24 protein-coding genes are annotated in these 26,540 nt (G+C 68.6%); 13 read left to right on the top strand and 11 right to left on the bottom strand.

Annotated elements, in window-relative coordinates:
• Window positions 1-21 precede the first annotated feature (21 nt).
• The 11 genes from edd to ACW170_RS02345 all read right to left on the bottom strand — a co-directional run bounded on the left by edd (window position 22) and on the right by ACW170_RS02345 (window position 10,901).
• A complete protein-coding gene (edd, locus tag ACW170_RS02395; protein ID WP_492088120.1) occupies window positions 22-1,911 on the bottom strand; it encodes a phosphogluconate dehydratase in 1,890 nt (629 codons plus the stop codon).
• Between the two features lies 1 nt (window position 1,912).
• Window positions 1,913-2,629, bottom strand: a complete 717-nt coding sequence (pgl, locus tag ACW170_RS02390; RefSeq protein WP_492088119.1) for a 6-phosphogluconolactonase — start codon at window positions 2,627-2,629, stop codon at window positions 1,913-1,915.
• Window positions 2,622-4,079: a glucose-6-phosphate dehydrogenase gene (gene zwf / locus ACW170_RS02385; protein WP_492088118.1), complete on the bottom strand. Its 1,458-nt coding sequence runs from the start codon at window positions 4,077-4,079 to the stop codon at window positions 2,622-2,624. Before zwf ends, pgl begins: the two co-directional genes overlap by 8 nt.
• Before the next feature lie 42 nt (window positions 4,080-4,121).
• Window positions 4,122-4,754 (bottom strand): bifunctional phosphoribosyl-AMP cyclohydrolase/phosphoribosyl-ATP diphosphatase HisIE, encoded by a 633-nt coding sequence (hisIE, locus tag ACW170_RS02380; RefSeq protein ID WP_492088117.1) that lies wholly within the window; start codon window positions 4,752-4,754, stop codon window positions 4,122-4,124.
• Window positions 4,751-5,518: an imidazole glycerol phosphate synthase subunit HisF gene (hisF, locus tag ACW170_RS02375; RefSeq protein ID WP_492088116.1), complete on the bottom strand. Its 768-nt coding sequence runs from the start codon at window positions 5,516-5,518 to the stop codon at window positions 4,751-4,753. The genes hisIE and hisF overlap by 4 nt, the downstream gene beginning before the upstream one ends.
• Window positions 5,515-6,246 (bottom strand): 1-(5-phosphoribosyl)-5-[(5-phosphoribosylamino)methylideneamino]imidazole-4-carboxamide isomerase, encoded by a 732-nt coding sequence (hisA, locus tag ACW170_RS02370; protein ID WP_492088115.1) that lies wholly within the window; start codon window positions 6,244-6,246, stop codon window positions 5,515-5,517. The genes hisF and hisA overlap by 4 nt, the downstream gene beginning before the upstream one ends.
• A 145-nt stretch (window positions 6,247-6,391) precedes the next feature.
• On the bottom strand, window positions 6,392-6,994 hold the full coding sequence (gene hisH, locus ACW170_RS02365) for an imidazole glycerol phosphate synthase subunit HisH (protein WP_492088114.1): 603 nt from the start codon (window positions 6,992-6,994) through the stop codon (window positions 6,392-6,394).
• Window positions 6,991-8,415 (bottom strand): imidazoleglycerol-phosphate dehydratase HisB, encoded by a 1,425-nt coding sequence (gene hisB / locus ACW170_RS02360; protein ID WP_492088113.1) that lies wholly within the window; start codon window positions 8,413-8,415, stop codon window positions 6,991-6,993. Before hisB ends, hisH begins: the two co-directional genes overlap by 4 nt.
• Window positions 8,412-9,719, bottom strand: a complete 1,308-nt coding sequence (hisD, locus tag ACW170_RS02355) for a histidinol dehydrogenase (RefSeq protein WP_492088112.1) — start codon at window positions 9,717-9,719, stop codon at window positions 8,412-8,414. Before hisD ends, hisB begins: the two co-directional genes overlap by 4 nt.
• A complete protein-coding gene (gene hisG / locus ACW170_RS02350) occupies window positions 9,719-10,600 on the bottom strand; it encodes an ATP phosphoribosyltransferase (RefSeq protein WP_183198808.1) in 882 nt (293 codons plus the stop codon). Before hisG ends, hisD begins: the two co-directional genes overlap by 1 nt.
• A 10-nt stretch (window positions 10,601-10,610) precedes the next feature.
• Complete coding sequence (locus ACW170_RS02345; protein ID WP_492088110.1) at window positions 10,611-10,901, bottom strand: YerC/YecD family TrpR-related protein; 291 nt, start codon at window positions 10,899-10,901, stop codon at window positions 10,611-10,613.
• Window positions 10,902-11,053: 152 nt separating this feature from the next.
• On the opposite strand from ACW170_RS02345, the gene ACW170_RS02340 reads away from it, so the two are divergent.
• From ACW170_RS02340 to ACW170_RS02280, 13 genes are all read left to right on the top strand, one after another.
• On the top strand, window positions 11,054-12,259 hold the full coding sequence (locus tag ACW170_RS02340) for an NAD(P)/FAD-dependent oxidoreductase (RefSeq protein ID WP_492088109.1): 1,206 nt from the start codon (window positions 11,054-11,056) through the stop codon (window positions 12,257-12,259).
• A 262-nt stretch (window positions 12,260-12,521) separates the two neighbouring features.
• Complete coding sequence (locus ACW170_RS02335) at window positions 12,522-13,943, top strand: circularly permuted type 2 ATP-grasp protein (RefSeq protein WP_492088107.1); 1,422 nt, start codon at window positions 12,522-12,524, stop codon at window positions 13,941-13,943.
• Window positions 13,943-14,881 (top strand): alpha-E domain-containing protein, encoded by a 939-nt coding sequence (locus ACW170_RS02330; RefSeq protein ID WP_492041545.1) that lies wholly within the window; start codon window positions 13,943-13,945, stop codon window positions 14,879-14,881. The genes ACW170_RS02335 and ACW170_RS02330 overlap by 1 nt, the downstream gene beginning before the upstream one ends.
• 2 nt (window positions 14,882-14,883) lie before the next feature.
• Window positions 14,884-15,723: a transglutaminase family protein gene (locus ACW170_RS02325; RefSeq protein WP_492088105.1), complete on the top strand. Its 840-nt coding sequence runs from the start codon at window positions 14,884-14,886 to the stop codon at window positions 15,721-15,723.
• A gap of 64 nt (window positions 15,724-15,787) precedes the next feature.
• Window positions 15,788-16,570, top strand: a complete 783-nt coding sequence (locus tag ACW170_RS02320; protein ID WP_492088104.1) for a proteasome-type protease — start codon at window positions 15,788-15,790, stop codon at window positions 16,568-16,570.
• Window positions 16,571-16,676: 106 nt separating this feature from the next.
• Window positions 16,677-19,031: a TonB-dependent receptor gene (locus tag ACW170_RS02315; protein ID WP_492088103.1), complete on the top strand. Its 2,355-nt coding sequence runs from the start codon at window positions 16,677-16,679 to the stop codon at window positions 19,029-19,031.
• Between the two features lie 74 nt (window positions 19,032-19,105).
• The gene (locus ACW170_RS02310; protein WP_492088102.1) at window positions 19,106-19,792 is read left to right on the top strand and encodes a Fe2+-dependent dioxygenase; all 687 of its coding nucleotides are present in this window, start codon (window positions 19,106-19,108) and stop codon (window positions 19,790-19,792) included.
• A gap of 89 nt (window positions 19,793-19,881) precedes the next feature.
• Window positions 19,882-21,939 carry a TonB-dependent receptor gene (locus ACW170_RS02305; protein WP_492088101.1) on the top strand — a complete coding sequence of 686 codons (2,058 nt, stop codon included), beginning with the start codon at window positions 19,882-19,884 and terminating at the stop codon, window positions 21,937-21,939.
• A gap of 70 nt (window positions 21,940-22,009) precedes the next feature.
• On the top strand, window positions 22,010-22,690 hold the full coding sequence (locus ACW170_RS02300) for a PepSY-associated TM helix domain-containing protein (RefSeq protein WP_492088100.1): 681 nt from the start codon (window positions 22,010-22,012) through the stop codon (window positions 22,688-22,690).
• Between the two features lie 11 nt (window positions 22,691-22,701).
• Window positions 22,702-23,211 carry a DUF2271 domain-containing protein gene (locus ACW170_RS02295; protein WP_492088099.1) on the top strand — a complete coding sequence of 170 codons (510 nt, stop codon included), beginning with the start codon at window positions 22,702-22,704 and terminating at the stop codon, window positions 23,209-23,211.
• A gap of 11 nt (window positions 23,212-23,222) precedes the next feature.
• Window positions 23,223-24,023 carry a DUF4198 domain-containing protein gene (locus ACW170_RS02290; RefSeq protein WP_492088098.1) on the top strand — a complete coding sequence of 267 codons (801 nt, stop codon included), beginning with the start codon at window positions 23,223-23,225 and terminating at the stop codon, window positions 24,021-24,023.
• 9 nt (window positions 24,024-24,032) lie between these two features.
• Window positions 24,033-25,127, top strand: a complete 1,095-nt coding sequence (locus ACW170_RS02285) for an FAD:protein FMN transferase (RefSeq protein WP_492088097.1) — start codon at window positions 24,033-24,035, stop codon at window positions 25,125-25,127.
• Window positions 25,128-25,138: 11 nt separating this feature from the next.
• Complete coding sequence (locus ACW170_RS02280; RefSeq protein WP_492088096.1) at window positions 25,139-26,485, top strand: sulfite reductase subunit alpha; 1,347 nt, start codon at window positions 25,139-25,141, stop codon at window positions 26,483-26,485.
• Window positions 26,486-26,540 lie beyond the last annotated feature (55 nt).

Here is a 26,540-nt window from a genome sequence, read left to right as displayed (position 1 = left end):
TCCTGCGGTCGGTGCGGCGGATCAGGCGTCCACGGTCCGGTCGACGAAGTTCGGATCGGGTGGCGTGTCCGTATGCGATTGGGCGCCGCTAGGGAAGGCGAAGCAGACAGTCGCGCCTTCTTCAGCGGTGGTGACGACGTGGCGGAAGGCCCCGAACAGTTCGCGGCCATAGCCCCAGGCCGTGCCGGCGGCGTTGGCGTCGCCGCGAGCGGCGGCGGGACGGGCCGACAGGTCGCCGACGCCCACCGTGGTCAGAACCCCGGCCTCGGCGTCCAGGCGGATGATGTCGCCGTCCTTCACATGGGCCAGGGGGCCGCCGGCCAGGGCCTCAGGCGACACGTGAATGGCGGCGGGGGTCTTGCCGCTGGCGCCGGACATGCGGCCATCGGTGACGAAGGCGACCTTGAACCCCTTGTCCTGAATGATCGACAGGGCGGGCGACAGGCTGTGCAGTTCGGGCATGCCGTTGGCCTTGGGCCCCTGGAAGCGCAGGACCACGACGACGTCGCGGTAAAGCTTGCCGTCCTTGAAGGCTTGCAGCGCGTCTTCCTGAGTCTCGAAGACGGCGGCGGGCGCCTCGACGATGCGATTCTCGGGCTTGACCGCCGAGACCTTGATCACGGCGCGGCCCAGGTCGCCCTTGACCAGGCGCAGACCGCCCTCCTTGTCGAAGGGGTTGGAGGCGGGACGCAGGATGTCGAGATCGAGGCTTTCCTTGACCCCGTCGCGCCAGACCAGCTGGCCGTCGACCATCGACGGCTCCTGGAAATAGGGCTCGATCCCCTTGCCCATGATGGTGGTCACGTCCGAGTGGATATGGCCGGCCTGGGCCAGCTCGCGGGCCACGAAGGCGACGCCGCCGGCGGCCTGGAAGGCGTTCACATCGGCCGAACCGTTGGGATAGACGCGGGCCAGCAGGGGGGTGACGGACGACAGCTCGTCCATGTCGGTCCAGTCGATCAGCACGCCCGCCGCCCGGGCCATGGCGACCAGGTGGATGGCGTGGTTGGTCGAGCCGCCGGTGGCCAGAAGGGCGACGATGGCGTTGACGATGGACTTCTCGTCGATGACGTCGGCCATGCGGCACTCGCCGCTGCGGGCCAGTTCGACGGCGCGCTGGGCGGCGGCGGCGGTCAGGGCGTCGCGCAGGCCGGTGTCCGGATGGACGAAGGCGGTCGAGGGCATGTGCAGGCCCGCCAACTCCATCATCATCTGGTTGGAGTTGGCCGTACCGTAGAAGGTGCAGGTGCCGGGCGAGTGGTAGGAGCCGATCTCGCTTTCCAGCAGGGTCTGGCGGTCCACCTTGTTCTGGGCGTACTCGGCGCGGACGCGGGCTTTCTCGGCGTTCGGAATGCCCGAGGGCATGGGGCCGGCCGGGGCGAAGACGACGGGCAGATGGCCGAAGGCCAGGGCCCCCATGAACAGGCCGGGCACGATCTTGTCGCAGACGCCCAGCATCAGGGCGGCGTCGAAGGCGTCATGGGTCAGGGCCACGCCGGTGGACATGGCGATGACGTCGCGGCTGAACAGCGACAGCTCCATGCCGGGGCGGCCCTGGGTGACGCCATCGCACATGGCGGGGGTGCCGCCGGCGACCTGGGCCGTCGCGCCGACCTGACGCACCGCTTCGCGGACTACGCCGGGGAAGCGTTCGAACGGCTGGTGGGCCGACAGCATGTCGTTATAGGCGGTGACGATGCCCAGGTTGGGCTTGGACCCGTCCATGGCGGTCAGCTTGTCGGCGATGGTCTGGCCGGCGAAGGCGTGGGCCCAGTTGGCGCAGGACAGTTTGGCGCGGCCGGTCCCGCTGTCGCGGGCGGCGTCCATGCGACGGATGTAGTCGGCGCGGGTGGCGCGGCTCTTCTCGACAATCCGGGCGGTGACCGCGGCCACCGTGGGGTGCAGGGTCATGTCAGCTGGCTTCCGTATACAGAACTTCGAGGGGGACGCCGGCGGCGATCAGGGCGGCGATGGGCTGGATCTTGGGATCGCCCTGGGCTTCCTGCTCGAACACGCGGCGTTTGGCCTCGCCCTTCAGGCCCAGGATCACCCGGCCGGCGGCCATCAGATAGGGCAGGTTGATCGACAGGCGCTCGATCGTCGGCGCCGCGCCGTCGCGGCCGTGGGGGACGCCTAGAACGGTCGGCTTCAGCGTCGGGGTCAGCAGGGTCTTCAGGGTGGGGCTGTTGGGGAACATGGAGCAGATATGGCCATCCTCCCCCATGCCGAGAAGGACCGCGTCGAAACGTCCGCCCGCATCGGCCAGGGCGTGGGCCGCTACGATGGCGGCGCGGTCCACGGTGACCTCGGGCGTATAGAGGGGGATGAAGCGCCCGGCGGCGGCCTTGTCCTGCAACAGGACGTCGCGGATCAGCCGGGCGTTGGACTCAGGCGAGGTCTCGGGGACGTAGCGCTCGTCCACCAGGGTGACGGCAATCTTCGTCCAGTCCAGGTCGGTCGCGGCGAGGCGGCGATAGACGGGGGCGGGGGTGGTCCCGCCGGGGCCGGCGAACACAGCCCCGCCCTTGTCGCGGACGGCGGCGCCCAGGGTCTCGGACAGGCGCGCGGCGATGGCCTCGGCCCAGGCGTCGACGGTGGGGAAGGTTTCGATCACGGGCGTCTCAGACATCGGTGGTGTTCCAGTCGCGGCCGGTGCGCATCATCAGCATGTCGGCGCTGTCGGGGCCCCAGGTGCCGGCGACATATTCGTCGGGCTTCTGGCCGGACTCGGCCCAGGCCTCGGCGACCTCGTCCACCCATTTCCAGGCTTGCTCCGCCTCGTCGCGGCGGACGAACAGGGTGGAGTCGCCGTGCATGGCGTCCAGCAGCAGGCGTTCGTAGGCGATGCGGCGGCGCGGCGGGGCGGCGGACTTGCCGTCCACACCCCACGACAGGCTCATGGTGATGGGCTGGAGCTGCATCCGCTTGTCCAGGCCGGGGCGCTTGTTCATCACCGTCAGGGAGATGTCTTCCTCGGGCTGAAGCTCGATGATCATGCGATTGGCGGGCGCCTCGCCCTCTTCGTTGTCGAAGATGGAATGGGGGACGGGCTTGAACTGGATGACGATCTCGGTGCGCTTCTCGGGCAGCCGTTTGCCGGTGCGCATGAAGAAGGGCACGCCGGCCCAGCGCCAGTTGTCGATGTCGGCCCGGATGGCGACGAAGGTCTCGGTGTCGGAATCGGCGCCGCGCTCCTCGTCATAGCCCTTTGCCGGCTTGCCCTCGGACACGCCGGCCACATACTGGCCGCGCACGGTGACGCGTTCCGCCTCTTCGTGGGTGATGGGGCGCAGGGACCGCAGCACCTTGACCTTTTCGTTGCGCAGCGATTCCGGATCCAGGTCCGACGGCGGCTCCATGGCGACCAGGCACAGCAGCTGGAGCATGTGGTTCTGGAGCATGTCGCGCAATGCGCCGTACTCGTCATAGTAAGGCCAGCGGTCGCCGACGCCGACCGTTTCGCCGATGGTGATCTGGACGTGGTCGATCGTCAGATTGTTCCACAGCGGCTCGAAAATGGTGTTGCCGAAGCGAAGCGCCGTCAGGTTCTGGACGGTCTCCTTGCCCAGATAGTGGTCGATGCGGAACACCTGGTCTTCGCGGAAGGCGTGGGCCACGGCGTCGTCGATCTCGAGGAAGGACTTGAGGTCGCGGCCGACCGGCTTCTCCAGCACGATGCGGCAGTTGCGCTCGGCCAGGCCGGCCGACTTCATCGCCGTGACGATACGGCCGTACAGCGAGGGCGACACGGCCAGGAAGGAGGTGACCTCGCCGTCGCCGACGCGATCCTTCAGGCCCTTCAGGCTGGCGGGATCGGTGGCGTCCACGGCCAGATAGTCCAGGCGGGCCTTCATCTTGGCCCAGCTATGGTCGTCCCAGGCCTTGTCCGCCTCGGCCTTGGCCTTCACGGCGTCATGGACCTTGGCCACATATTCGTCTGGCGTCTCTTCGGAACGGGCGGCGCCGATGATCTTGAGATCGTCCGGCAGTAGGCCGTCGTGCTCGAGGAAATAGAGCGACGGCAACAGCATGCGCATCGCCAGATCGCCGCCGCCGCCGAACAGAATGAGAGCCGCCATACTTGTCCCCTGATCGATCCCATTATCCGGGATCAGTCGCCTTTAAGGTCTGGGCGTCGCTTTGCCCGCTTCCGCTCTGGAGGCCAACACGTCCAGCACGTCCTGAAACACCATGTTACGGACGTGGAGAAGCACCAAGAGGTGATAGATCAAATCCGCAGCCTCGCTGGCAAGTTCCTCATCCGGACCTGCGACGCCGGCCAGGGCGGTCTCGACGCCCTCTTCGCCGACCTTCTGGGCGATGCGTTTCGGGCCCTCGGCGATCAGCCGGGCGGTCCAGCTTTCGGACGGATCGGCGGCGGCCCGTTCGGCGATGGTCCGTTCCAGCCGGGCGATGCGGCCCAGGCCCGGCGCGTCGGCCTCGCCGAAACAGCTGGTGCGGTGCAGGTGGCAGGCGTCGCCGACCGGATTGACCGACAGGACCAGAGCGTCGTTGTCGCAGTCGGGCGTTATGCCGACGACGTGCAGCCGGTCGCCCGAGGTCTCGCCCTTGCGCCAGCGTCCGCCGCGCGAGCGGGAGAAGAAGGTGGCTTCGCCGGACTGGATGGTCTCGTCCAGGGCGGCGCGGTCCATATAGGCCAGGGTCAGGACCTGGAGCGTGGCGGCGTCCTGCACCACGACGGGGACCAGGCCGTCGCCCTTGGCGAAGTTGATCGTGTTGGGGTCGAGGGTCATATCCGCATCTCCAGGCCTTGGTCGGCCAGGTATCGTTTCAAGTCGGGGATGGCTATCGCGCCGGTGTGGAAGACGCTGGCGGCCAGGGCGCCGGAGACGTCCGACTGTTCGAACACGGCCTTGAAATGCTCGGGCGCGCCGGCGCCGCCCGAGGCGATCAGGGGGATGGTCAGGCGCGCGCGGGCGGCGGACAGTTGTTCAATGTCGTAGCCGCGTCGAACCCCGTCCTGGTCGATGCAGTTCAGCACGATCTCGCCGGCGCCCAGGCTCTGCGCCTCGTCCAGCCAGTCCAGGGTGCGTTTGCCGGCGCTGCGACGCGCGTCGGGATCGCCGGTGTATTTGTGGACCACCCATTCGCCGTCTTCCAGACGACTGTCGACGCCGACGACGACGCACTGGCTGCCCAGCCGCGCGGCCATTTCGGCGATCAGTTCCGGGCGTTCCAGGGCGGGGGAGTTGATCGACACCTTGTCCGCCCCGTGCTCCAGGCAGCGGGCGGCCTGATCGACGCTGCGGATGCCGCCGGCGACGCAGAAGGGAATGTCCAGAAGCCGGGCGATATCCTTGATCCAGCCATAGTCCAGGGTCCGGCCCTCTGGGCTGGCGGTGATGTCGTAGAAGACCAGTTCGTCGGCGCCCGCATCGCGGTATCGGGCGGCCAGTTCGGCGGCGTCGCCCATGTCGGTATGGCCGACGAACTTCACGCCCTTGACCACCCGGCCGTCCTTGACGTCCAGGCAAGGGATTATACGTCGCGCAGTCATGCCGCCGTCGCTATGGCTTCGGGCAGGGTGAAGCGGTTCTCGTACAGGGCGCGGCCGACGATGGCGCCGTTGCAGCCCAGGGCCTTGACCGCCGCGAGATCCTCCAGCGACGAGACGCCGCCCGAGGCCTGGAGCACCAGATCCGGGCGACGGCGGCGGATCTCGGCCAGCAGCTCCAGATTGGGGCCGGTCATGGCGCCGTCGCGGCCCACGTCGGTGACCAGCAGGTGTTTCGCCGTCCCCTTGGGATAACGATCCAGCGCCTCCCAAAGGGTGACGCTCGACGACTGGGTCCAGCCCTTCAGGGCGGGGACGGGCACGCCGTCCTCGATCTTGACGTCCAGGGCCAGAGTGATGTGCTCGACGCCGAAGCCCTTGAGCCAGGCGGCGACGTCGTTGGGCTGGGTCACCGCCAGGGAGCCGACGACCACGCGGGACACGCCCGCGTCCAGCAGCTTGGCCACATCATTGGCGCCGCGGACGCCGCCGCCGGACTGGATCTTGACCTCGATGGCCTTGGTCAGGTCGCCGATCAGGGCGTGCTGCATGGCCTGGCCGGCCTCGGCGCCGTCCAGATCGACGATGTGGATCCACTCGGCGCCCTCGGCCGCGAAGGCGCTGAGGCGGGCGGCGGGCTGTTCGTCGTATTGCGTCACCTGATCAAACTTGCCGTGCATCAGCCGCACGCAGACGCCGTCCTTCAGGTCGATGGCGGGGTAGATCAGCATAGGGTCGGCTTCCGTTCGTCATCCTCGGGCTTGACCCGAGGATCTGGCGTGGATCGGTTCGTGCGGGGCCTAGCTCGCACGAGCGGCGGATGGTCCGGTCCTCGGGTCAAGCCCGAGGATGACGGGGAGGGGGAGGCGGCGCGGGTCATGCGGCGACCTGCAGGAAGTTCCGCAAGATCGTCGCCCCGGCCTCGGCCGAGCGTTCGGGGTGGAACTGGCAGCCCCAGCGATTGGCGGCGCGGACCATGGCGGGGACGGGGCCGCCATAGTCGGCGCGGGCCAGGGTGGCGGGGCCGTCGGGACAGACATAGCCGTGGACGAAATAGGCGTAGGCGCCGTCGGCGACCCCCTCCAGCAGCGGGTCGTCGCGGTCGCGCGTCAGCCGGCTCCAGCCCATATGCGGCACGGGCAGGGCGCCCGCCGGCTCCAGCCGGGAGACGGCGCCCGGGATGAAGCCCAGCAGATCGACGCCCTCGCCCTCCTGACTGGATCCGAACAGCAGTTGCTGGCCCAGGCAGACGCCCAGCAGGGGGCGGGGGAAGGCGCGGATCGGTTCGACCAGGCCCAACTCCGCCAGCCGGCTCATGGCGTAGCCGGCCGCGCCGACGCCGGGCAGGATGACCCGTTCGGCCTCGGCGATGACGGCGGGATCGTCGGTCAGGCGCACGGTCGCGCCCAGACGCTCGAGCGCGAACTGGACCGAGGCGACGTTGCCGGCGCCATAGGCGATGACGGCGACCTCGGTCACAACACCCCCTTCGTGCTCGGCACCGCGTCGCCCTCGACCCGGATGGCCTGGCGCAGGGCGCGGCCGAAGGCCTTGTAGACGGCCTCGGTCTTGTGGTGGTCGTCCTGGCCCGTGACCTTGATGTGGACGGCGGCGCCCATGGCCTCCGCCAGCGAGCGGAAGACGTGGGCGGTCAGGTCGGTGCGGTAGTCGCCGATGAAGGGGGTGTCGAACGTGCCCTCGAACAGCGGATAGGGGCGGCCGGACAGGTCGATGGAGACCGTCGCGTTGGCCTCGTCCATCGGCAGGACGAAGCCGTACCGGGCGATGCCCTTGCGCTCGCCCAGCGCCTGTTTCAGCGCCTGGCCCAGGGCGATGGCGCTGTCCTCGATCGTGTGGTGCGGATCGGTGTGCAGGTCGCCCTCGCACTGGAGCCGCACGGAGAAGCCGCCGTGGGCCGCGATCTGCTCCAGCATGTGGTCGAAGAAGCCGACGCCGGTCTCGATCTTGATGGGGCCGGGGGCGTCCAGATCGACGGCGCAAACGATGCGGGTCTCTTTCGTATCGCGCACGGCCTGGCCGACTCGGGCCGGGCGGCGCTTGGCGGGCGTCAGGCCGAAGGCGGCCAGCAGCCGGTCGTTGACCTCGGGCTTGATCGAGACCGGCAGGCGCAGCCGCTCGCCCGACAGGTCGGCCGCGACGCCATAGGTCGTCAGGGCGGCCAGGGCGGCGGCGGGGTCTTCCGGCCGGGCCATGAGGATGGGGCCGACGCCGGGCTCGACCGGCATCTGGCGGCCCAGTTCACGGGCGATCCGCTCGCGCTCGCGCCGGACCGAGGCGATCCGCTCGGCGGTCTCGATCATCCGCGACGGGTCCAGCGCCTGTTGCGCCAGCCGCACCAGGGGCTCGGGCAGGGCGTAGGGCTCGAGCACCGAGGCGAGGCGGGCCAGGGTCGGGGCTTGGGCGATGGCGGCGCCGACGCGGGCGCCGGCCAGGCCATAGGCCAGGGACAGACTGCGCAGCACGACCAGGTTCGGCTGATCGGCGACGACGGTGGCGGCCGAGATGCTGTCGGAGAACTCGATCAGGCCTTCGTCCACCACCAGCAGGGCGGGGGCGACGCGGGCGGCCATTTCGGCCACGGCCTCGGGCGAGCCGAGGGCGCGGATGACCACGACTGCGGGTTCACCCTTGGCCGGATAGATGGCGGCGAGACTGTCATAGGGCTCGGCCTTGGGCGCCTCGACCGAGCCGCCGTCGCGGGCGGCGAGGCGATAGGCCAGCTCCAGCCCGTGGGTCAGGCCGCGCACCGGCAGGACCTGGTCGGCGGGCACGGCGTAGATCGCGGCCATGCGGGCGCTCAGGGCGGCAGGCTCGCCGGGATAGCGATCCAGGCCCTCGCCGCCGGAGACCAGCGGGGGGTAGGGGGCGGGCAGGGTCATCCTTCGGCCCTCAGGTCGGCGGCGCGGGCGTGGGCTTCGAGCCCCTCCATCCGGGCCAGGCGGGCGGCGATGGGCGCAAGCGCGCGGGCGCCGGCCTCCGTGACCAGCTGGACCGACATTGTGGTCATGAAGCTGGCGGTGGTGACGCCGCCCAGGGTGCGGGCGCCGCCGTCGGTCGGCAGGACGTGGCTGGGGCCGGCGGCGTAGTCGCCCAGGGTCTCGGCCGCGAACCGGCCGACGAAGACGGCGCCGGCGGCGTTGATGGAGTCCACCAGGGGTTCGGGGTCGTCGATCTGGATCGCCAGGTGTTCGGGGCCATACAGATTGGCGACTTCTGCGGCGGCGTCGAGGTCGCGGACCAGGATGGCGCGAGCCTCGTTCAGCGAGGCGCGGGCGATGGCTTCGCGCGGCAGGGTGGCGACCTGGGTCTCAACCTCCGACAGGATGTAGTCGATGGTGGCGCGGCTGGTGGAGACCAGGATGACCTGGGCGTCGGCGTCGTGTTCGGCCTGGCTGAGCAGGTCGGCGGCGGCGATCTCGGGCGCGGCGTCGCGGTCGACGATGACCATCAGCTCCGACGGGCCGGCGGGCATGTCGACGGCGGGGCCGCCCGGAAGAGCAGACGCCTGCTTCTTGGCCTCGGCGACATAGGCGTTGCCGGGGCCGAACAGCTTGTCACAGGCGGGGATGATCCCGTCCTCCAGTTCGACGCCAAAGGTCAGGGCGGCGATGGCCTGGGCGCCGCCCATCAGCCAGAGGGCGTCCAGCTCAGCCTCGGCGGCGGCCAGGATCATGGCGGGGTGGACGCCGCCGTCTTTTGAAGGCGGGGTGACGGCGACGCGCTGGCCCACGCCGGCGACGCCGGACGGGATGGCCAGCATCAGCAGGGAGGAGAAAAGAGGGGCGGTGCCGCCGGGGATATAGAGGCCGGCCGAGGCGATGGGACGCCAGGCCAGTTTGGAGCGCACGCCGGGGGTGGTCTCGATGAAGGGCGTGTCTTCGGGCTTGGTCGCCTGGTGGAAGACGCGGACATTCTCGGCCGCCATGCGCAGGGCGCGGACGTCGCCGGGGGGCAGGGCGTTGCGCGCCTCGGCTACGGCCTCGGGCGTGATGGCGATGCGGCGGGGCGGGGCCTTGTCCAGCTTCAGGCACCAGTCGGCGACCGCCGCGCCGCCGCGTTCGCGCACGTCGTCCAGGATGGTGCGGACCACCTCGGTCACGTCGCCGGCGGTGCGCTGGGCCGGGCGGGCCAGGGCCGCCTTCTTGCCGGCGGCGTCGAGGGAAGACCAGTCGATCAGTTTCATCACATCATCTTCTCGATGGGCAGGACCAGGATGGCCGAGGCGCCGGCGGCCTTCAGCTTCTCCAGCGTCTCCCAGAAGACGGCCTCCTGGCAGACGGCGTGGACGGCGACCGCGTCGTCGCGGCCCATCAACGGCATGACGGTGGGCGAGCCGGCGCCGGGCAGGATGGCCGTGATCTCATCAAGCGCCGAACGCGGGGCGTTCAGCATGACGTATTTGGCGCCTTGCGAGGACACCACGCCCGACATCCGCTCGATGATGCTGTCCAGCAGGTGCTGCAGGGCTGGCTCGGGGGCGACGGGGGACTGGATCAGGACGGCCTGGCTTTCCAGCACCGTGTCCTTGGCCCCGAGGCCGTTGGCCTCCAGCGTCGCGCCGGTCGAGACCAGGTCGCAGATGGCGGCGGCCAGCTTCAGCCGGGGCGCGACCTCGACGGCGCCGCGCATGACGACGATGTCGGCCTTGACCCCGCGCTCGTCCAGGAAGCGGCGCAGGATCTTGGGATAGGAGGTGGCGATGCGCAGTCCGTCCAGCGAGGCCGGGCCGTCATAGGCCAGGGTCGGGGGCGTGGCGATCTTCAGGGTGCAGCGGCCGAAGCCCAGGGGCATGACCACGGAGGCGTTGGCCCCGCCGTTGCGGCCTTCCTCCAGCACGTTCTCGCCGACGATCCCCAGGTCGCAGACGCCGTCGGCCACGAAGGTGGGGATGTCGTCGTCGCGGACGCGCAGCAGGTCGATCGGATAGTTCTCGACCCGGTACAGCAGGTCGTTGTGACCCTTGACCCATTTCAGACCCGCGTCGCGGATCAGGTCCAGGCTGCGGTCGGCCAGACGGCCGGATTTCTGGACGGCGATGCGAAGCCGGCCTTGTACGGTGCTCATGTTCGGATACTCAGTTCGTGTTCTTCAGGCGGTCCAGGGCGAGGCGGTAGCCCTGGTGCGGCATGTCTTTGAGATAACGGGCGACGCGGACGACGGTGGTGGGGCTGGCGTGGGCCTCGGCCGCGATCTCGCGATAGGACTTGTCGCCGGCGTCGAGCAGGCGCGCCACCTGCCAGCGCTCGGCGAAGGCGCGCAGTTCCGCCGGGGTGCACAGATCGGCCAGGAAGGCGTCGATCTCGGCGCGCGTCTGCATCGACAGCAGGGCGTCATAGAGGGCGTCACGGGCGGGCGGGATCGTCATGCGCGTTCCACTATGCTGTAACAGTGGAACGGTCAAGGGGTGGCGTGAGCCGTGACTGGTGACTCGTGATCGGGCGCGCGGGCTCCAGTCACGACTGACGATTCACCAATCACGACTTACGCCGGCCCGCGCACCGCTCTATCTGTCCGGCCATGACCAAGATCCTGATCATCGGCGCCGGGCACGCCGGCGGCTCCGTCGCGGCCTTTCTGCGGCAGTACGGCCATGAAGGCCCCATCGTGCTGGTGGGCGAAGAGGATGCGCCGCCGTATCAGCGGCCGCCCCTGTCCAAGGCCTGGCTGAAGGGCGAGGCGGATCTGGAGGCGCTGCTGCTGCGGCCGCTGAGCTTCTATGAGGAGCAGGGGATCGAGTTTCGGTCGTCGACGGTCGCCGTGTCGGTGGACCCGGAGGCGAAGACGGTCGCCTTCCACGACGGGACGAGCGAGACCTATGACGTCCTGGTCCTGGCGACGGGATCGACGGCGCGCAAACTGCCTGTGCCGGGCGGGGATCATCCCGAACTGCTGGAGCTGCGGACGCTGAAGGACGCCGAGCGGCTGAAGGCCGTACTGGGGCCGGGCAGGCGGCTGGCGGTGGTCGGCGGCGGCTATGTCGGGTTGGAGGCGGCCGCCTCGGCTCGGGCCCTGGGCGCCGAGGCGGTGGTGATCGAGCGGGCGCCGCGCGTGCTGGCGCGGGTGGCGTCGGAGACCCTGTCGGCCTTCTTCACCGCTCAGCATCGGGCGCATGGTGTTGAGATCCTGACCGGGGCCGAGGTGGTCGCGGTCGCTCATGACGGGGTGACGCTGGCGGACGGATCGGTGGTGCAGGCGGATGCGGTTCTGGTCGGCGTGGGCGCACTGGCGTGCGAAAGCCTGGCGCGGTCGGCGGGCCTGAGATGCGACGACGGGGTGGTGGTGGATGAGCAGGCGCGGACCAGCGATCCCGCCATCTTCGCCGTGGGCGACATGACGCGGCGGCCGATTCCCGTGCACGGCGGGGTCTCGCACCGGCTGGAGAGCGTGCCCAATGCGCTGGAACAGGCGAAGCAGGCGGCGGCGGCCATCGTCGGGCGGCCGGGACCGGCGGCGGAGGTGCCGTGGTTCTGGTCCGATCAGTACGACTTCAAGCTTCAGATCGCCGGACTGCCGTTCGATGCGGACCGTCAGGTGGTGCGGGGCGATCCGTCGGCGGGGGGCTTTGCGGTGTTTCACCTGAACGGCGACCGGGTGGTCTGCGTCGAGGCGGTCAATGCGCCGCCGGAGTTCATGGCGGGCAAACAGCTGATCGGGAAGGGGAAGCCGGTGGATGTGGCGAAGCTGGCGGATCAGGCGGTGTCGATGAAGGCGGTGGGGATCTGATTTTCACCGGACCTTCCCCCGCTTGCGGGGGAAGTGTCAGGCCGTGGCGCGAAGCGACACGCCTGACGATGGGGGAAGTCTTCCTTTAGTAAAACGAGACTTCCCTCTCCGACCCTGGTCCGCTGCGCGGACGACGAGCCACCTCTCCCGCAAGCGGGAGAGGGTTTGTTTGCGGGCAAGTAGTCGTCGCCGCAGTGCAACAAAACTGTTGCGCTTTTCGTTCGGGATCGATCAAGCTGCGATCTCAACGCGGCGGGGGCGGATGACGAGAGCTTTCGACGAAATGAACGGCGGCGGATCAGGCGCGATCCGCGACAGCTACAAGACCCTGGCGGCCTGGCTGGAAAACGCCCCGCCGGATCTGCTGCAGGCGCGCTCGCGCCAGGCGGAGCTGTTCTTCCGCCGTATGGGCGTAACCTTCGCCGTCTATGGCGACGAGGAATCCAACGAGCGGCTGATCCCGTTCGACGTCGTGCCGCGCATCATCGGCGCCGATGAGTGGGGCGGGCTGGAGAAGGGGCTGAAGCAGCGGGTCACCGCCATCAACGCCTTCCTGAAGGACATCTACGGGCCGCAGGACTGTATCCGCGCGGGGATCGTGCCCGCCGACCTGATCCTGACCAATCCGCACTATCGGCCCGAGATGCAGGGCCGCCGGCCGCCGGGCGACGTCTGGTGCCATATCGCCGGTGTCGATCTGGTCCGCACCGGCGAGGACGGCTTCTATGTGCTGGAGGACAATGTCCGCACGCCGTCGGGGGTCTCCTATATGCTGGAGAACCGCGAGATGATGATGCGGCTGTTCCCGGACCTGTTCGCCGAACATGCGGTGCGGCCGGTCGAAATCTATACCGACATGCTGTTGCGGTCCTTACAGGCCTCGGCGCCGTCGGGGGCGGGCGAAGATCCCACCATCGTCGTGCTGACGCCCGGGCCGTTCAACTCGGCCTATTACGAGCACAGCTTCCTGGCCGACAAGCTGGGGGTGGAACTGGTCGAGGGCGGCGACCTCTTCGTCAATGACGACACCGTCTATATGCGCACGACCGAGGGCCCTAAGCGGGTCGACGTCATCTATCGCCGCATCGACGACGACTTCATCGATCCCCTGACCTTCATGCCGAACTCGGCGGTGGGGGTTCCGGGGCTGATGTCGGCCTATTTCGCGGGGCGTGTGACCCTGGCCAATGCGGTCGGGACGGGGGTGGCCGACGACAAGGCCGTCTATACCTACATGCCCGAGATCATCCGCTTCTTCACCGGCGAGGAGGCGATCCTGAAGAATGTGCCGACCTGGCGCTGTCGCGAGGCCGATGCGCTGAAAGAAGTTCTGGGTAAGCTGGACGAACTGGTGGTCAAGGAGGTCGGCGGCTCCGGCGGCTACGGCATGCTGGTGGGACCGACCTCGACCAAGGCCGAAATCGAGGCGTTTCGCGCTAAGTTGATCGCCGATCCCGACGATTTCATCGCCCAGCCGACGCTGAGCCTGTCGACGGCGCCGACCCTGAATGGAGGCGACTTGTCGCCGCGGCACGTCGATCTACGGCCGTTCGTCTTGTCCAGTCCGGCGGGGGTGCGGGTCGCGCCCGGCGGCCTGACGCGAGTGGCGCTGAAGGAGGGCTCGCTGGTGGTCAACTCCAGCCAGGGCGGCGGAACCAAGGACACCTGGGTGCTGGATAACTGATGCTCTCTCGCACTGCAGACAGCCTGTACTGGACCGGCCGCTATATGGAGCGGGCGGACTTTCTCGCGCGCATCCTGGAGGCGGCGATCCGCCTGGCGGCCCTGCCGGCCAAGGATCAGGCCACCGTCACCGCCTGGGCCGGCGCGATTTCGTCGTCGGGCGTCAAGTCGGCCTTCGATGCGACCGGTCGCACGGTGTCCGAGAAGTCGGTCCGCGAATATCTGGCCTTCGGGGCGGACAACACGACCTCGATCAAGGCCTGTATCACCAAGGCGCGGACCAACGCCCGTTCGGTGCGGACCGCCCTGACCATCGAGCTGTGGGAGGCGATCAACGGCGCCTGGAACGGGCTGAACGAACTGGGCGAGCCGACCAAGCGGGATGATTTCACCAACTTCCTGGACTTCGTGAAGTCGACGTCTCTGGCGGTGGAGGGGGCCTCGTCGCGGACCATGTTGCGCAATGACGCCTACTGGTTCCTGCGGCTGGGCATGGCGATCGAGCGGGCCGACAACACCGCCCGCCTGCTGGACGTCAAATATCACCTGCTGTTGCCGCCCGGCGAGCGGGTGGGGGGACAGCTGGACTATTTCCAATGGACCACCCTGTTGCGTGAAGTCTCGGCCCTGACCGCCTATCGCTGGGTTTATCGCGAGAGCGTGCGGCCCTGGCTGGTGGCGGATCTGCTGGTGCTGAACCGGCAGATGCCGCGGTCGCTGGCGTCGTGCCAGGGCATGATCGTCAGCTATCTGGAGCGGCTGGCGACCGATTACGGCCGGCGCGGCCCGGCGCAGAGGCTGGCCTCCAACCGCCTGACCCAGTTCAACGAGGCCCGGATCGAAGACATCTTCCAGTCCGGTCTGCACGAGTACATCCAGGGCTTCCTGAACGAGAACAACGCCCTGGCCGCCGCCGTCCACGAACAATATCTGGTCTGACCATGCGGATACGGATCGACCACTCCACCCGCTACGCCTACGCCCGGCCGGCGCGGTTCATCGTGCAGATGCTGCGGCTGACGCCCAAGTCGTGTGAGAGCCAGCAGGTGCGCGAATGGCGTATCGAGACAGACGTCGACGCCCGGCTGCGGCGCAGCGAGGATGCCTTCGGCAATATTGTTCACAGCCTCTATACCGAGCGGCCGACCGACGCCCTGACCATCCGGGTGACGGGCGAGGTCTCGACCGTGGACACCGGCGGCGTGATCCGGGGCCAGAACGACCGGCTGCAGCCGGGCGTCTATCTGCGCGACACCCGCCTGACACAGGCCAATCCCGCCCTGGTCGACTTCGCGCGAGAGATCGGCGAGGGCGCGCCGCTGGAGCGGATGCACCGGCTGATGGGCGCGATCCATGGCGGCGTGGCCTTCGAGGTCGGGGCGACGTCCGCCACCCATACGGCGGCCGAGGCCTTCGACATCCGGCGCGGCGTCTGTCAGGACCACGCCCAGATCTTCATCGCCTGCGCCCGCGCCCTGGGTGTGCCGGCCCGCTATGTCTCGGGCCATCTGAACCGGTCGGACGGCCAGCACGATCAGGACGCCGCCCACGCCTGGGCCGAGGCCTGGATCGAGGGGCTGGGCTGGGTCGGGTTCGATGCGGCCAACGGCATCTGTCCGACGGAAAACTATGTTCGCATCGCCGTGGGGCTGGACTCGCTGGGGGCGACGCCGATCCGGGGGACCAGCTACGGCGGCGGGGTCGGCAGCCTGACGGTCGCCCTTCATGTGCGGCCTGTGCAACAGAGCCAGCAACAACATCAGTCCAAGGGATGGTCCTGATCGCCATGGCCGGGGAATCTGTTAGCGTCAAACGATTCGCAGAACCGGGAGCGGATATAGCGAAGTGACCTATTGCGTAGGCATGCTGGTGGAGGAGGGGTTGGCGATGATCGCCGACACCCGCACCAATGCGGGCGTGGACAACATCTCGTCCTATCGCAAGCTGCACGTGTTCAAGACGCCGGGCGAACGGATCCTGGCCGTGGCCACGGCCGGCAATCTGTCGGTGACCCAGACGGCCCTGGCCATGGTGGCCGAGGGGGTCAAGCTGCCCGACTCCACCGGGCCGGAGACCCTGGAGACCGCGCCCAGCCTGTTCCGCGCCGCGCAGATCCTGGGGCATGCGATGGCCATGGTGCGGGCTACGATCAATACGCCGGCCTCGCCCACCGCCGACGCCCTGAACGTCAACGCCTCCATGCTGCTGGGCGGCCAGATCGGCGGCGGCAAGATGGGCCTGTATCTGGTCTATGGTCAGGGCAATTTCATCGAGTGCGGGGCCGACACCCCCTATCTTCAGATCGGCGAGCTGAAATACGGCAAGCCGATCCTGGACCGCGCCCTTCATGACTACACCCCCCTGTCCGAGGCGGTGAAACTGGGGCTGATCTCGTTCGACTCGACCATTCGCTCCAATATCGCGGTGGGGCCGCCGCTGGACCTGATCGTAATTCCGCGTGACGGTCTGACCGGGATGGAACGGCGCATCGATGCTGACGATCCCTATTTCCGCGACCTGGGCCGGCGCTGGTCCGAAGCTCTGGCCGCCGCGCACAAGGCCATGCCGGATCCGACCTGGCTGGACCTGACGCCGTCGAAGACGGTGCGAATGAAGGCGGTGACCTGACGTCCTTCGGGCCTCAATGCGATTAAGTCGCAATTGTGCTTGTGCGACATTGTGAAGCGCTCTATTGCGACCGCATCGCAAAATCAGGCCAAAAGGTCGCCCCAATATGTCCGAGTTCCGCGCCGCTGCGCTCCGTTCCCTCCTGTTCGCCTCCAGCGCCGCCGGCATGCTGGTCGCCGCGCCGGCCCTGGCCGCCGAGGTCTCCGCTGCTGACGCGCCGATCGCGACCGCGCTGCAGACCAGCAAGGACGACGGGCTCGAAGCCATCGACGTGACCGGCCGCCGCATCCGCCGCGAACCCGCCAGCCCCGAGTTCGTCGCGCCTCTGCTGGACACGCCGCGCGCGGTGACGATCATTCCGCAGCAGATCATCGAACAGACGGCGGCGTCCTCGTTGCAAGACGTGCTGATGAACTCGCCCGGCATCACTTTCGGTGCGGGCGAGGGCGGACAGCCGCTCGCGGACCGGCCCTTCATCCGGGGGCAGTCGTCGGGCAACAACATCTTCGTGGACGGCCTGCGCGACACGGGCGGCCAGCAACGCGAGGTCTTCAACCTGGAGCAGGTCGAGGTCATCAAGGGGCCTGACGCCGTCTATTCCGGCCGGGGTTCCGGCGGCGGCAGCATCAATCTGGGCTCCAAGGCGCCCCAGTTGACCGAGTTCACCAACATCGGAGCCAGCGTCGGCACGGACTCCTACCTGCGCGGCACGATCGATTCCAACATGCCGCTGGGCGAGACGGCGGGTTTGCGGGTGAATCTGATGGGGGCGCAGGGCGACGTGCCCGGTCGCGACAGCGTCGATTACGACAAATGGGGCGCGGCGATCAGCCTGGGCGCGGGCCTGGGCACGCCGTCGTCGATGGTGTTCAGCTACTATCACCTGACCAGCGACCAGATGCCGGACTACGGAATCCCGCTGTTCACCAAGATCGGTGTGCGCACGACCGATAGCGGCATCCTGGATGTGCCCTACGACAGCTTCTACGGCGTCAAGGATCGCGACTACCTGACCAATGAGGTGGACACCTTCACCTTCAAGGCCGAGCATCGCATCAATGATGTGGCCACGATCCGCAACGTCAGCCGCTATTCCGAAACCCTGAACGACTATATCGTCACCAACCCCGGCGACGGCGGCTATGTGGGGCGTGCAGCCGACGGCACCTACTGGATGAAGCGGGGCACCAAGACCCGCTGGAACCCGGTCACCACCCTGGCCAATGTGACCGACGTCTATGGTCAGTTCGCGACCGGGGCGATCAAGCACAGCTATGACGTGGGCGTGGAACTGTCGCGTGAGCGGAACCGCAACGCCACCTATTCGACCTACACCACCTCGGGCGCGGCCTGCCCGACGGGCCTGACCACCGTCAGTGGTTCTTATCCGACAGCGACGAGCGCGCTGGGCGCTGGCGACTGCACCCAAGTCTATAGTCCGAACGCCGACGACGCCTGGACGGGCGTGATCAATCGCGGTCCGACAAGCTCGAACACCACCGAGACCATCGGCGTCTACGCCAACGACAGCATCACCCTGAGCGAGCGGCTGATCTTGAACCTGGGCGTGCGCTGGGATCAGTATTCCGTGCGCGGCGTTAATGCGACGGCGAACCAGTCGGCCGGCGTCTGGACGACGACGGCCTATACGATCGTGCCCGAGCGCACCTGGGAGTTCACCAACTATCAGGTCGGTCTGGTGTTCAAGCCGACGGCGAGCAGCAGCGTCTACGCCTCCTGGTCCACCTCCTCGACGCCGCCCACCATCTCTTCGGGCGACCAGAACGGATCTGGCGGCACTGGGTCGGGCGATCTGGCGAATACGGTTCTGGATCCGGAAGACAGTGAAAGTTTCGAGGTCGGCGCCAAGGCCAATGTCTTCAGTGATCGGTTGGCGCTGTCGGCCGCCCTGTTCCAGACGACCCGCAAGAACGCCGCCATCCTGGTGGACGTCGGTCATTATGAGCAGATCGGCGAAGTCGAGGTCCGGGGGCTGGAACTGGGCGTATCCGGCAGCATCACCCCGGTGTGGACCGTGTTCGGCGGCTACACCTACATGGACTCTGAGTTGGTGAAGGGCGCCGTCACCATCGTGAACGGCGTGCCTGTGCCGAGCGCCTTTGAAGGCGATTCTCTGGCCAATACGCCCGAACATACCGCCAGCCTCTTCAGCACCTACCGCGTCACGCGTAAGCTGACTCTGGGCGGCGGCGTCTACTACACCTCCGAATCCTTCGGCGGGAACCAGGGCGGCGCGGGCGGCGGCAACAACCGCGTCTTTGCCCCGGAATGGACGCGTGTGGACGCCTTCGCCTCTTATGATCTGACGGATCGCGCCAGCCTGCAGCTGAACGTGAAGAACCTGACGGACGAGGAATATATCATCCGCACCAATGGTGTTCACCACGCCGATCCCGCGTCCGCGCGACAGGCGATCCTGGCGCTGAACCTGCGCTTCTAAAGGCTCGATCCCCGGCCTATCCTCGACGGCCCCGTCCTTCCGGCGGGGCCGTCTTTCTTTGAGCGAGACCTGTCGTGCTGCTGCAGATTCCCGAAGTCTTCTCTAAGGCCGAAGTGAAGGCCCTGCGCGATCGGCTGGACGCCGGCCCGTGGACGGACGGCAACGTCACCTCGGGCCATCAGTCGGCGACGGCGAAGCGGAACCAGCAACTGCCGGAAGATTCGGATGTGGCCAGGGAGGTTTCGGCCCTGATCGTTCAGGCGCTGAACGCCAATCCGATGTTTGTGGCCGCCGCCCTGCCGCACACGATCTTTCCGCCCCTGTTCAACCGCTATGAAGGCGGGGGCGAGTTCGGCTTGCACGTGGACAACGCCATCCGCCAGCAGCGGGGCGGGGGCGCCATCCGTATACGGAGCGACCTGTCGGCGACCCTGTTCCTGTCGGAGCCCGAGGATTACGACGGCGGGGAACTGATCATCGAGGAGATGTACGGACCCCAGTCGGTCAAACTGCCGGCCGGGGACCTGGTGCTTTATCCGTCCAAGAGCCTGCACAAGGTGATGCCGGTGACGCGCGGGGCGAGGGTCTCGTCCTTCATGTGGATGCAGAGCCTGATCCGCGACGACGGCGACCGCGAGATGCTGTTCCGCCTGGACGTCGCGACCCAGCGGGTGGCGCGCGAGAAGGGGCCCAAGGATCAGGCGGTGATCGAGCTGACCGGGGTCTATCACAACCTGCTGCGGCGCTGGTCCGAGGTTTGACGTCGCCATCACCTGTGACCTCGAGGCCTCAATCGAGGTTATAAGGTCGCAGGGGTGAACCAAGGCGAAGCTGGTCTATTGTGACCGGGATGTTCCAAGACGCTCCCCCCGCTCCGCCCGCCCAATTGTCCGAAATCACGGTGACGGCCGCCCGTCTGCCGCCCGCAGCCGCCGACGCCGCCTTTTCGGTGGTGCGGCTGGACGAACGGGTGCTGGAGCGATCCGCCCGGCTGGACGAGGCCCTGCGGACCGTGCCGGCGGTGTCCCTGTTTCGCCGCACCTCCAGCCTAGCCGCCAATCCGACGACCCAGGGGATTTCGCTGAGGGCCATCGCGCCGTCGGGCGCGGGGCGGACCCTGGTCACGCTGGACGGGGTTCCGCTGAATGATCCGTTCGGCGGTTGGGTGATCTGGTCCCGAGTCGCGCCGGAATCGCTGGAGCGGGTGGATGTGGTGCGCGGCGCGGGCGCGGGGCCTTATGGCGCCGGCGCCCTGACCGGGGTCATCGGCCTGACAGAACGGGACAGCGGCGGAGTGCTGGACTTCTCGGTCGCCGAGCGCGGCGGGGCGCGGGCGGCGGGGTCGGGATCGACCATGCTGGGACCGGTCGGGGTGACCCTGTCGGGCCTGTATGAGGCCAGCGACGGCTATACGCCGGTGCGCGGGCCGGCGGCGGGGGCGGCGGATACGCCGCTGGATCTGGACAGCCGCAGCGCCGCCCTGCGGGTCGATGCGCCGCTGGACGGGCTCAATCTCGAAGGGGCGAACCTGTCGCTGCGGGCGGCGACCTGGGAGGAGGATCGCGGCTCTGGCCTGCTCAACGCCCGGTCCAACGCCAGTGGCCACAGCCTGAGCGCCACGGCGGCCAAGGCGCCGCCCGTCGACGGATACGGCTGGCGGCTGCAGGCCTGGCGGATCGAGAGCAATTTCGCCAACAGTTCGGCTGCGGTGGCGGCGGATCGATCGACCACGACCCCGGCCAACAATCAGTACAAGACCCCCGCGACGGGCTGGGGTTTGAACACAGCTCTGCGCCGTCGCACCGCCGACTTCGCCGGCGGACGGCTGGAGTGGGAGGTCGGGGCCGACGCGCGGTTCAACGAGGGTGCGACCAACGAATTCTTCAGCAATCCCACCGGCGCGGGCTTCGCCCGGGGACGACGGGCGGGCGGCGAGACATCGGTGGCCGGCGGCTATGTGGACGGGTCTTGGACCGACGGCGCCTGGTTGGTCGCGGGTGGGTTGCGTTACGACCAGTGGAAGAACGAGGCGGGCTTCCGCTACGAATACACGCTGGCGACCGGCGCTCCCATCCTGGACGAGATGGACGAAGACCGGTCGGGCGAGGTGTTCAGCGCCCGTTTGGCGGCGCGGCGGGATCTGAGCGGTCTGCTGGGCGCCGGCTACGCCTGGCGGGCGGCGGCCTATTCCGGCTTCCGGCCGGCGACGCTGAACGAGCTGCACCGGCCGTTCCGGGTCGGCAACGACATCACTGAGGCCAATTCGGCGCTGGAGCCCGAGACCCTGCGCGGGATCGAGACGGGCCTGGCCTACGACCGGGACGGGATCGCCTGGGGGGCGACGGTCTTCTGGAACGAGATCGAGGACGCCATCGTCAACGTCACGATCGGCGAGGGGCCGGGCACCTTCCCCCGCGCGGGCTTCGTGCCGGCCGGCGGCGTGCTGCGCCAGCGCCAGAACGCCGGGACCATCGAGGCCTGGGGCGTCGAACTGAATGGGTCGGTCCAGGCGACCGAGGTCCTGTCGCTGAACGCCGCCCTGTCCTGGACCGACGCCGAGGTGGACGGCGGGACGGCTGCGCCGCAGCTGACCGGCCTGCGTCCGGCCCAGGCGCCGGAGTGGAGCGCGACAGCGGGCCTGGACTGGCGGGCGACGCAGCGTCTGACCCTGGGCCTGGCCGCGCGGTATGAATCGGCGCGGTTCGACGATGATCTGAACAGCCGGACCCTGGACCCCGCAGTGACCCTGGACGCCCGGGCGGAATGGGCGGCGCGCGAAGGCGTCATGGTCTGGGCCGCCTTGGACAACGCCTTTGATGAAGAGGTCGAGGTGTCGATGACCGGGACCGACGTCGCCGGCTACGCCCCGCCGCGCACGGTGCGGGCCGGGGTGAGATTCAGCTACTGACGATCGGTGCGGCGATTTCGTCGCACGGACTGCTATTGAAAACGGTTCGCAACAGTGGCACAGCCACCGTGTGACCGAACTCGCCGCACAAGATCAGGCCGAGCCCCCCGCCAAGGGCTCGAAAAAGCCCAAGGCGGCGCTGAACGGCGCGCGGTCATTCTGGCTGAAACAGCTTCATTCCTGGCACTGGATTTCGGCGGCGGTCAGTCTGGTCGGCCTGGTCCTGTTCGCCTTCACCGGCATCACCCTGAACCACGCGGCCTCGATCCCCGCCGATCCGGTGACGGTCGAACAGACCGCCGCCCTGCCGGCGCCCCTGGTGGCGCGACTGGCGGACTTCCCCGAGGAGACGACCGATCCCGTCCCCGACGCCGTCGCCCGCTGGTCGGCGCAGACGCTGAAGGCCGAGATCGCCGGCAAGCCGACCGAGACCACGGCCGAAGAAATCTATGTGGCCCTGCCTACGCCCGGCGGCGACGGCTGGGTGACCATCGACCGTGCGACGGGCGACGTGCTGCACGAGACGACGACGCGCGGCTGGATCGCCTACCTGAACGACCTGCACAAGGGCCGCAACGCCGGCGGCGTCTGGTTCTGGTTCATCGACGTCTTCGCCGTCGCCTGCTTGATCTTCGCCCTGACGGGGCTGGGGCTGATGTGGCTGCACGCCAAGGGGCGGCCGTCCACCTGGCCGCTGGCGGCCCTGGGCCTGCTTATCCCCGTCGTTATCGCCCTGATCTTCATTCACTAAGAGTGTCCCGGATGCGCTTTCTCCCTATCGTCGTCACCACCGTCGGCCTGGCCGCCGCCGCGCCTGCTCTGGCGGCGGACCTGTCGGTCACCGTCGATGTGCCGCGGCTGAACACCGCCTCCTATCATCGGCCCTATGTGGCGGTGTGGATCGAGCGGCCCGATCAGACGGCGGTCCAGACCCTGGCGGTCTGGTATCAGCAGACCCGCAACAACGAGGGTGACGGCAAGGACTGGCTGAAGGACCTGCGCACCTGGTGGCGCAAGGGCGGCCGGGCCATGAGCCTGCCGGCCGACGGCGTCTCGGGCGCCACCCGCGCGCCAGGTCGCCAGACCATCACCGTCCCCGCCGCCCGTCTGCGCGGCCTGCAACCGGGCCAGTACAACATCGTCGTCGAGGCGGCCCGTGAACTGGGCGGGCGCGAGGTCGTGCGCGTGCCCTTCCGCTGGGGCGGCGCCAATACCGCCAATGCTTCCGGCTCCACCGAACTGGGCGCCGTGCGCGTCACCGTCTCTCGCTGAGGAACTGACCCATGAAAAAGACGATCACGCTTCTGGCCTTCGCCGCCGCCCTGGCCGCGCCGATGGCCGCCCAGGCCCACCGCGCCTGGATGGCGCCTACCTCGACCAGCCTGTCGGGCAATGACGCTTGGGTCGGGTTCGACGCCGGCATGTCCAACGGGGTCTTCATCCCCGATCACGCCGCCATGCGGATGAACGGCCTGGTCGTGACGGCGCCGGACGGATCGGCCGTTCAGCCGGAACATCTGATGCAGGGCCAATACCGCACCACCTTCGACGTCCATCTGACGCAGAACGGCACCTACAAGGTCGCCAATGTCATGGGCGGCGTCATGGCCAGCTACAAGCTGAACGGCGAACAGAAGCGCTGGCGCGGTTCGGCGGCCGAATATCCGGCCGCTCTGCCCGCAGGCGCGACCGAGGTGCAGGCGACCCGCACCGCCAGCCGGATCGAGACCTTCGTCACCCTGAACAACGCGTCGGAGACCGTGTTCAAGACGACCGGCGAGGGTCTGGAACTGGTTCCCGTGACCCATCCCAACGACCTGGCCGCCGGCGAGGCCGCGACCTTCAAACTGGTCAAAGACGGTCAACCCGCCGCCGATCTGGATGTGACCATTGCGCGCGGCGGCGTGCGCTATCGTGACAATCCCGAAGAAATGACGGTCAAGACCGGCGCCGACGGCGCCTTCACCGTGACCTGGCCGGCAGCCGGCATGTACTGGCTGAACGCCTCGGTCCGCGCGCCGGCCCAGGGCGAGACCCTCGGTTCGAACGCCAGCTATGTGGCGGTGATGGAAGTCCTGCCCTAAGCCACGGGCATGTCTGACAGTCCCTTCTCGCGCGGATCCCGCGCCGCCCCGCCCACGGTCACGCTCGGCGACCCGGTTCCGCTCGCCGACCGCGCCGACAACCGGGTTCTGATTCCGCCGATGGACGGGGTTCCGCCCCGTCCGCCCGGCGACGTGGTTCTGTCGCTGCACGGCGCAACCATGGGCACGACCTGGAGCGTGCGGCTGATCGGCCCGCCCCTCTTGGGGCCGGTCGAGGCGCGGGCGGCGATCGAACAGGAGCTGGCGGCGGTGATCGCCGCCTTCAGCCCCTGGGAGCCGAACAGCGAGATCAGTCGATTCAACGCCGCGCCCGAAGGGATGTGGTCGGTGTCCGAGCACTTCTGGGGCTTGCTGGACGCGGCCATGGACCTGGGGGACGAGACGAATGGCGCGGTCGATCCGACCCTGGGCGCCCTGGTCGACCTGTGGGGTTTCGGCCCGCCGGGGCCGCGCGGCGCGCTTCTGCCGGTGCCGTCCGACGAAGAGGTCGAGGCGGCGCTGGCGGTGTCGGGCTGGCGTCGGTTGAGGATGAATCGCGAGGCGCGCGGCCTGATGCAGATGGGCGGTATGAAGCTGGATTTCTCCGGCATCGCCAAGGGCCATGCGGTGGACCGGGTCTCGGATCGGCTGACGGCCATCGGGGCGACTTCGCACCTGGTCGAGATCGGCGGCGAGCTGAAGGGGCGCGGCGTCAAGCCGGACGCCCAGCCCTGGTGGGTCGAGATCGAACGGGTCGAGGGCTCGACCGAGCCGCGCACCGTGGCGGCCCTGTACGACATGGCCATGGCGACCAGCGGCGACTACCGCCGCGCCTTTGAACATAATGGACGGGTCTATCCGCACACCATCGACGGTTCGACGGGGCGGCCGGTGACCAATGCTGTGGCGTCGGTGACGGTGCTGCACCCCTCGGCCATGAAGGCGGACGCCTACGCCACGGCCTTGACGGTCATGGGGCCGTTCGACGGGCCTGAACATGCCGAGGCGATCGGTCTGGCGGCCCTGTTCGTGGAGCGGACGCCCCGTGGGCCGGTCGAGCGGATGACGCCGGCCTTGTCCGCCATGATGGAAGAGCCCTGGTGACAGGCGACCCGATGCGTTGGCTCTGGGCCGCCGGGGCGGCAGCCCTGTGGCTGGTCCTGGTGGGCTTCGTCGTCTGGCGCGAGCGCCGGGCCAAAGCGGCGGCGCGGGCGCGATCGGACGCCATGGCCGGGGAGGGCGACGCGGTTCTGGTGGCCTTCGCCAGCCAGACGGGCTTCGCCGAGGAACTGGCCTGGATGACGGCCAAGGCCTTGCAGGACGGCGGCGTCGGGGCGAGGGTTCTGTCGTTCGCCGATCTGGATCTGGCGGCCTTGAAGGCGGCGTCGCGGGCCCTGCTGATCGTGTCGACGACCGGCGAGGGCGACCCGCCCGACACTGCGGCCCGGTTTGTGCGGAAACTGATGGGCGAGGCGGCGGAACTGAAGGAGCTGAGGTTCGGACTGCTGGCCCTCGGCGACCGCAGCTATGATCAGTTCTGCGGCTTCGGCCATGCGGTGGACAGCTGGCTGCGGCGGTCGGGCGCCGAACCCCTGTTCGATACGGTCGAGGTGGACAACGGCGAGGCCGGGGCCATCCGCCACTGGCAGCATCAGCTGAACCAGATCACGGGAAGCCTCTCCGCGCCGGATTGGACGCCGGCGGCCTTCTATCCATGGCGGCTGGTCGAGCGGACCCTGGTCAATCCGGGCAGTCCCGGCGGCCCAGCCTATCATCTCGCGTTTGAACCTGTCGGGCCGGCGCCGGACTGGGCGGCGGGGGACATCGCAGAAGTGGGACTGCCGGAACGCGACGGGGTCGCGCCCGGATCGCGCGAATACTCCATCGCCTCCCTGCCGTCGGACGGACGGGTCGAATGCCTGATCCGCCTGATGCGTCACCCCGACGGAACGCCGGGCCTGGCGTCCGGCTGGCTGACCCAGGATCTGGCGGTCGGCGAAGAGATCGGAATGCGGCTGAGGACCAACCGCAGCTTCCACGGGCCGGCGGACGAGACGCCGATGATCCTGATCGGCAATGGCACGGGGATCGCGGGATTGCGGGCGCATCTGAAGGCGCGGAGCCCGGCCGGGGGCGGCGCCTGGCTGCTGTTCGGCGAACGGACGCAGGCGCACGACGCCTTCTTCGATGCGGAGCTTCAGGGGTGGCTGGAGTCGGGCGTACTGCGTCGGCTGGACCGCGCCTTCTCGCGCGATGCGGGCGACGGCCGGTATGTGCAGGATCTGGTCGCCGGGGCGGCGGACGAACTGCGCGACTGGATCGGTCGCGGCGCCGCCATCCATGTCTGCGGCAGTCTCGAGGGCATGGCCGCAGGCGTTCATGCGGCGCTGGAGACCGCCTTGGGCGCCGAGGCTCTGTTGGACCTGCTCGAAACCGGTCGTTACCGCCGCGACGTCTATTAGGGCTGCCGCCCGCCGGGCCTTCCTGCCATCAATAGGGCAACGAAAAGGAGGAACC

Source organism: Brevundimonas sp. FV2ps16, assembly GCF_058681075.1.
This window is presented reverse-complemented; position numbering and strand designations above follow the sequence as displayed.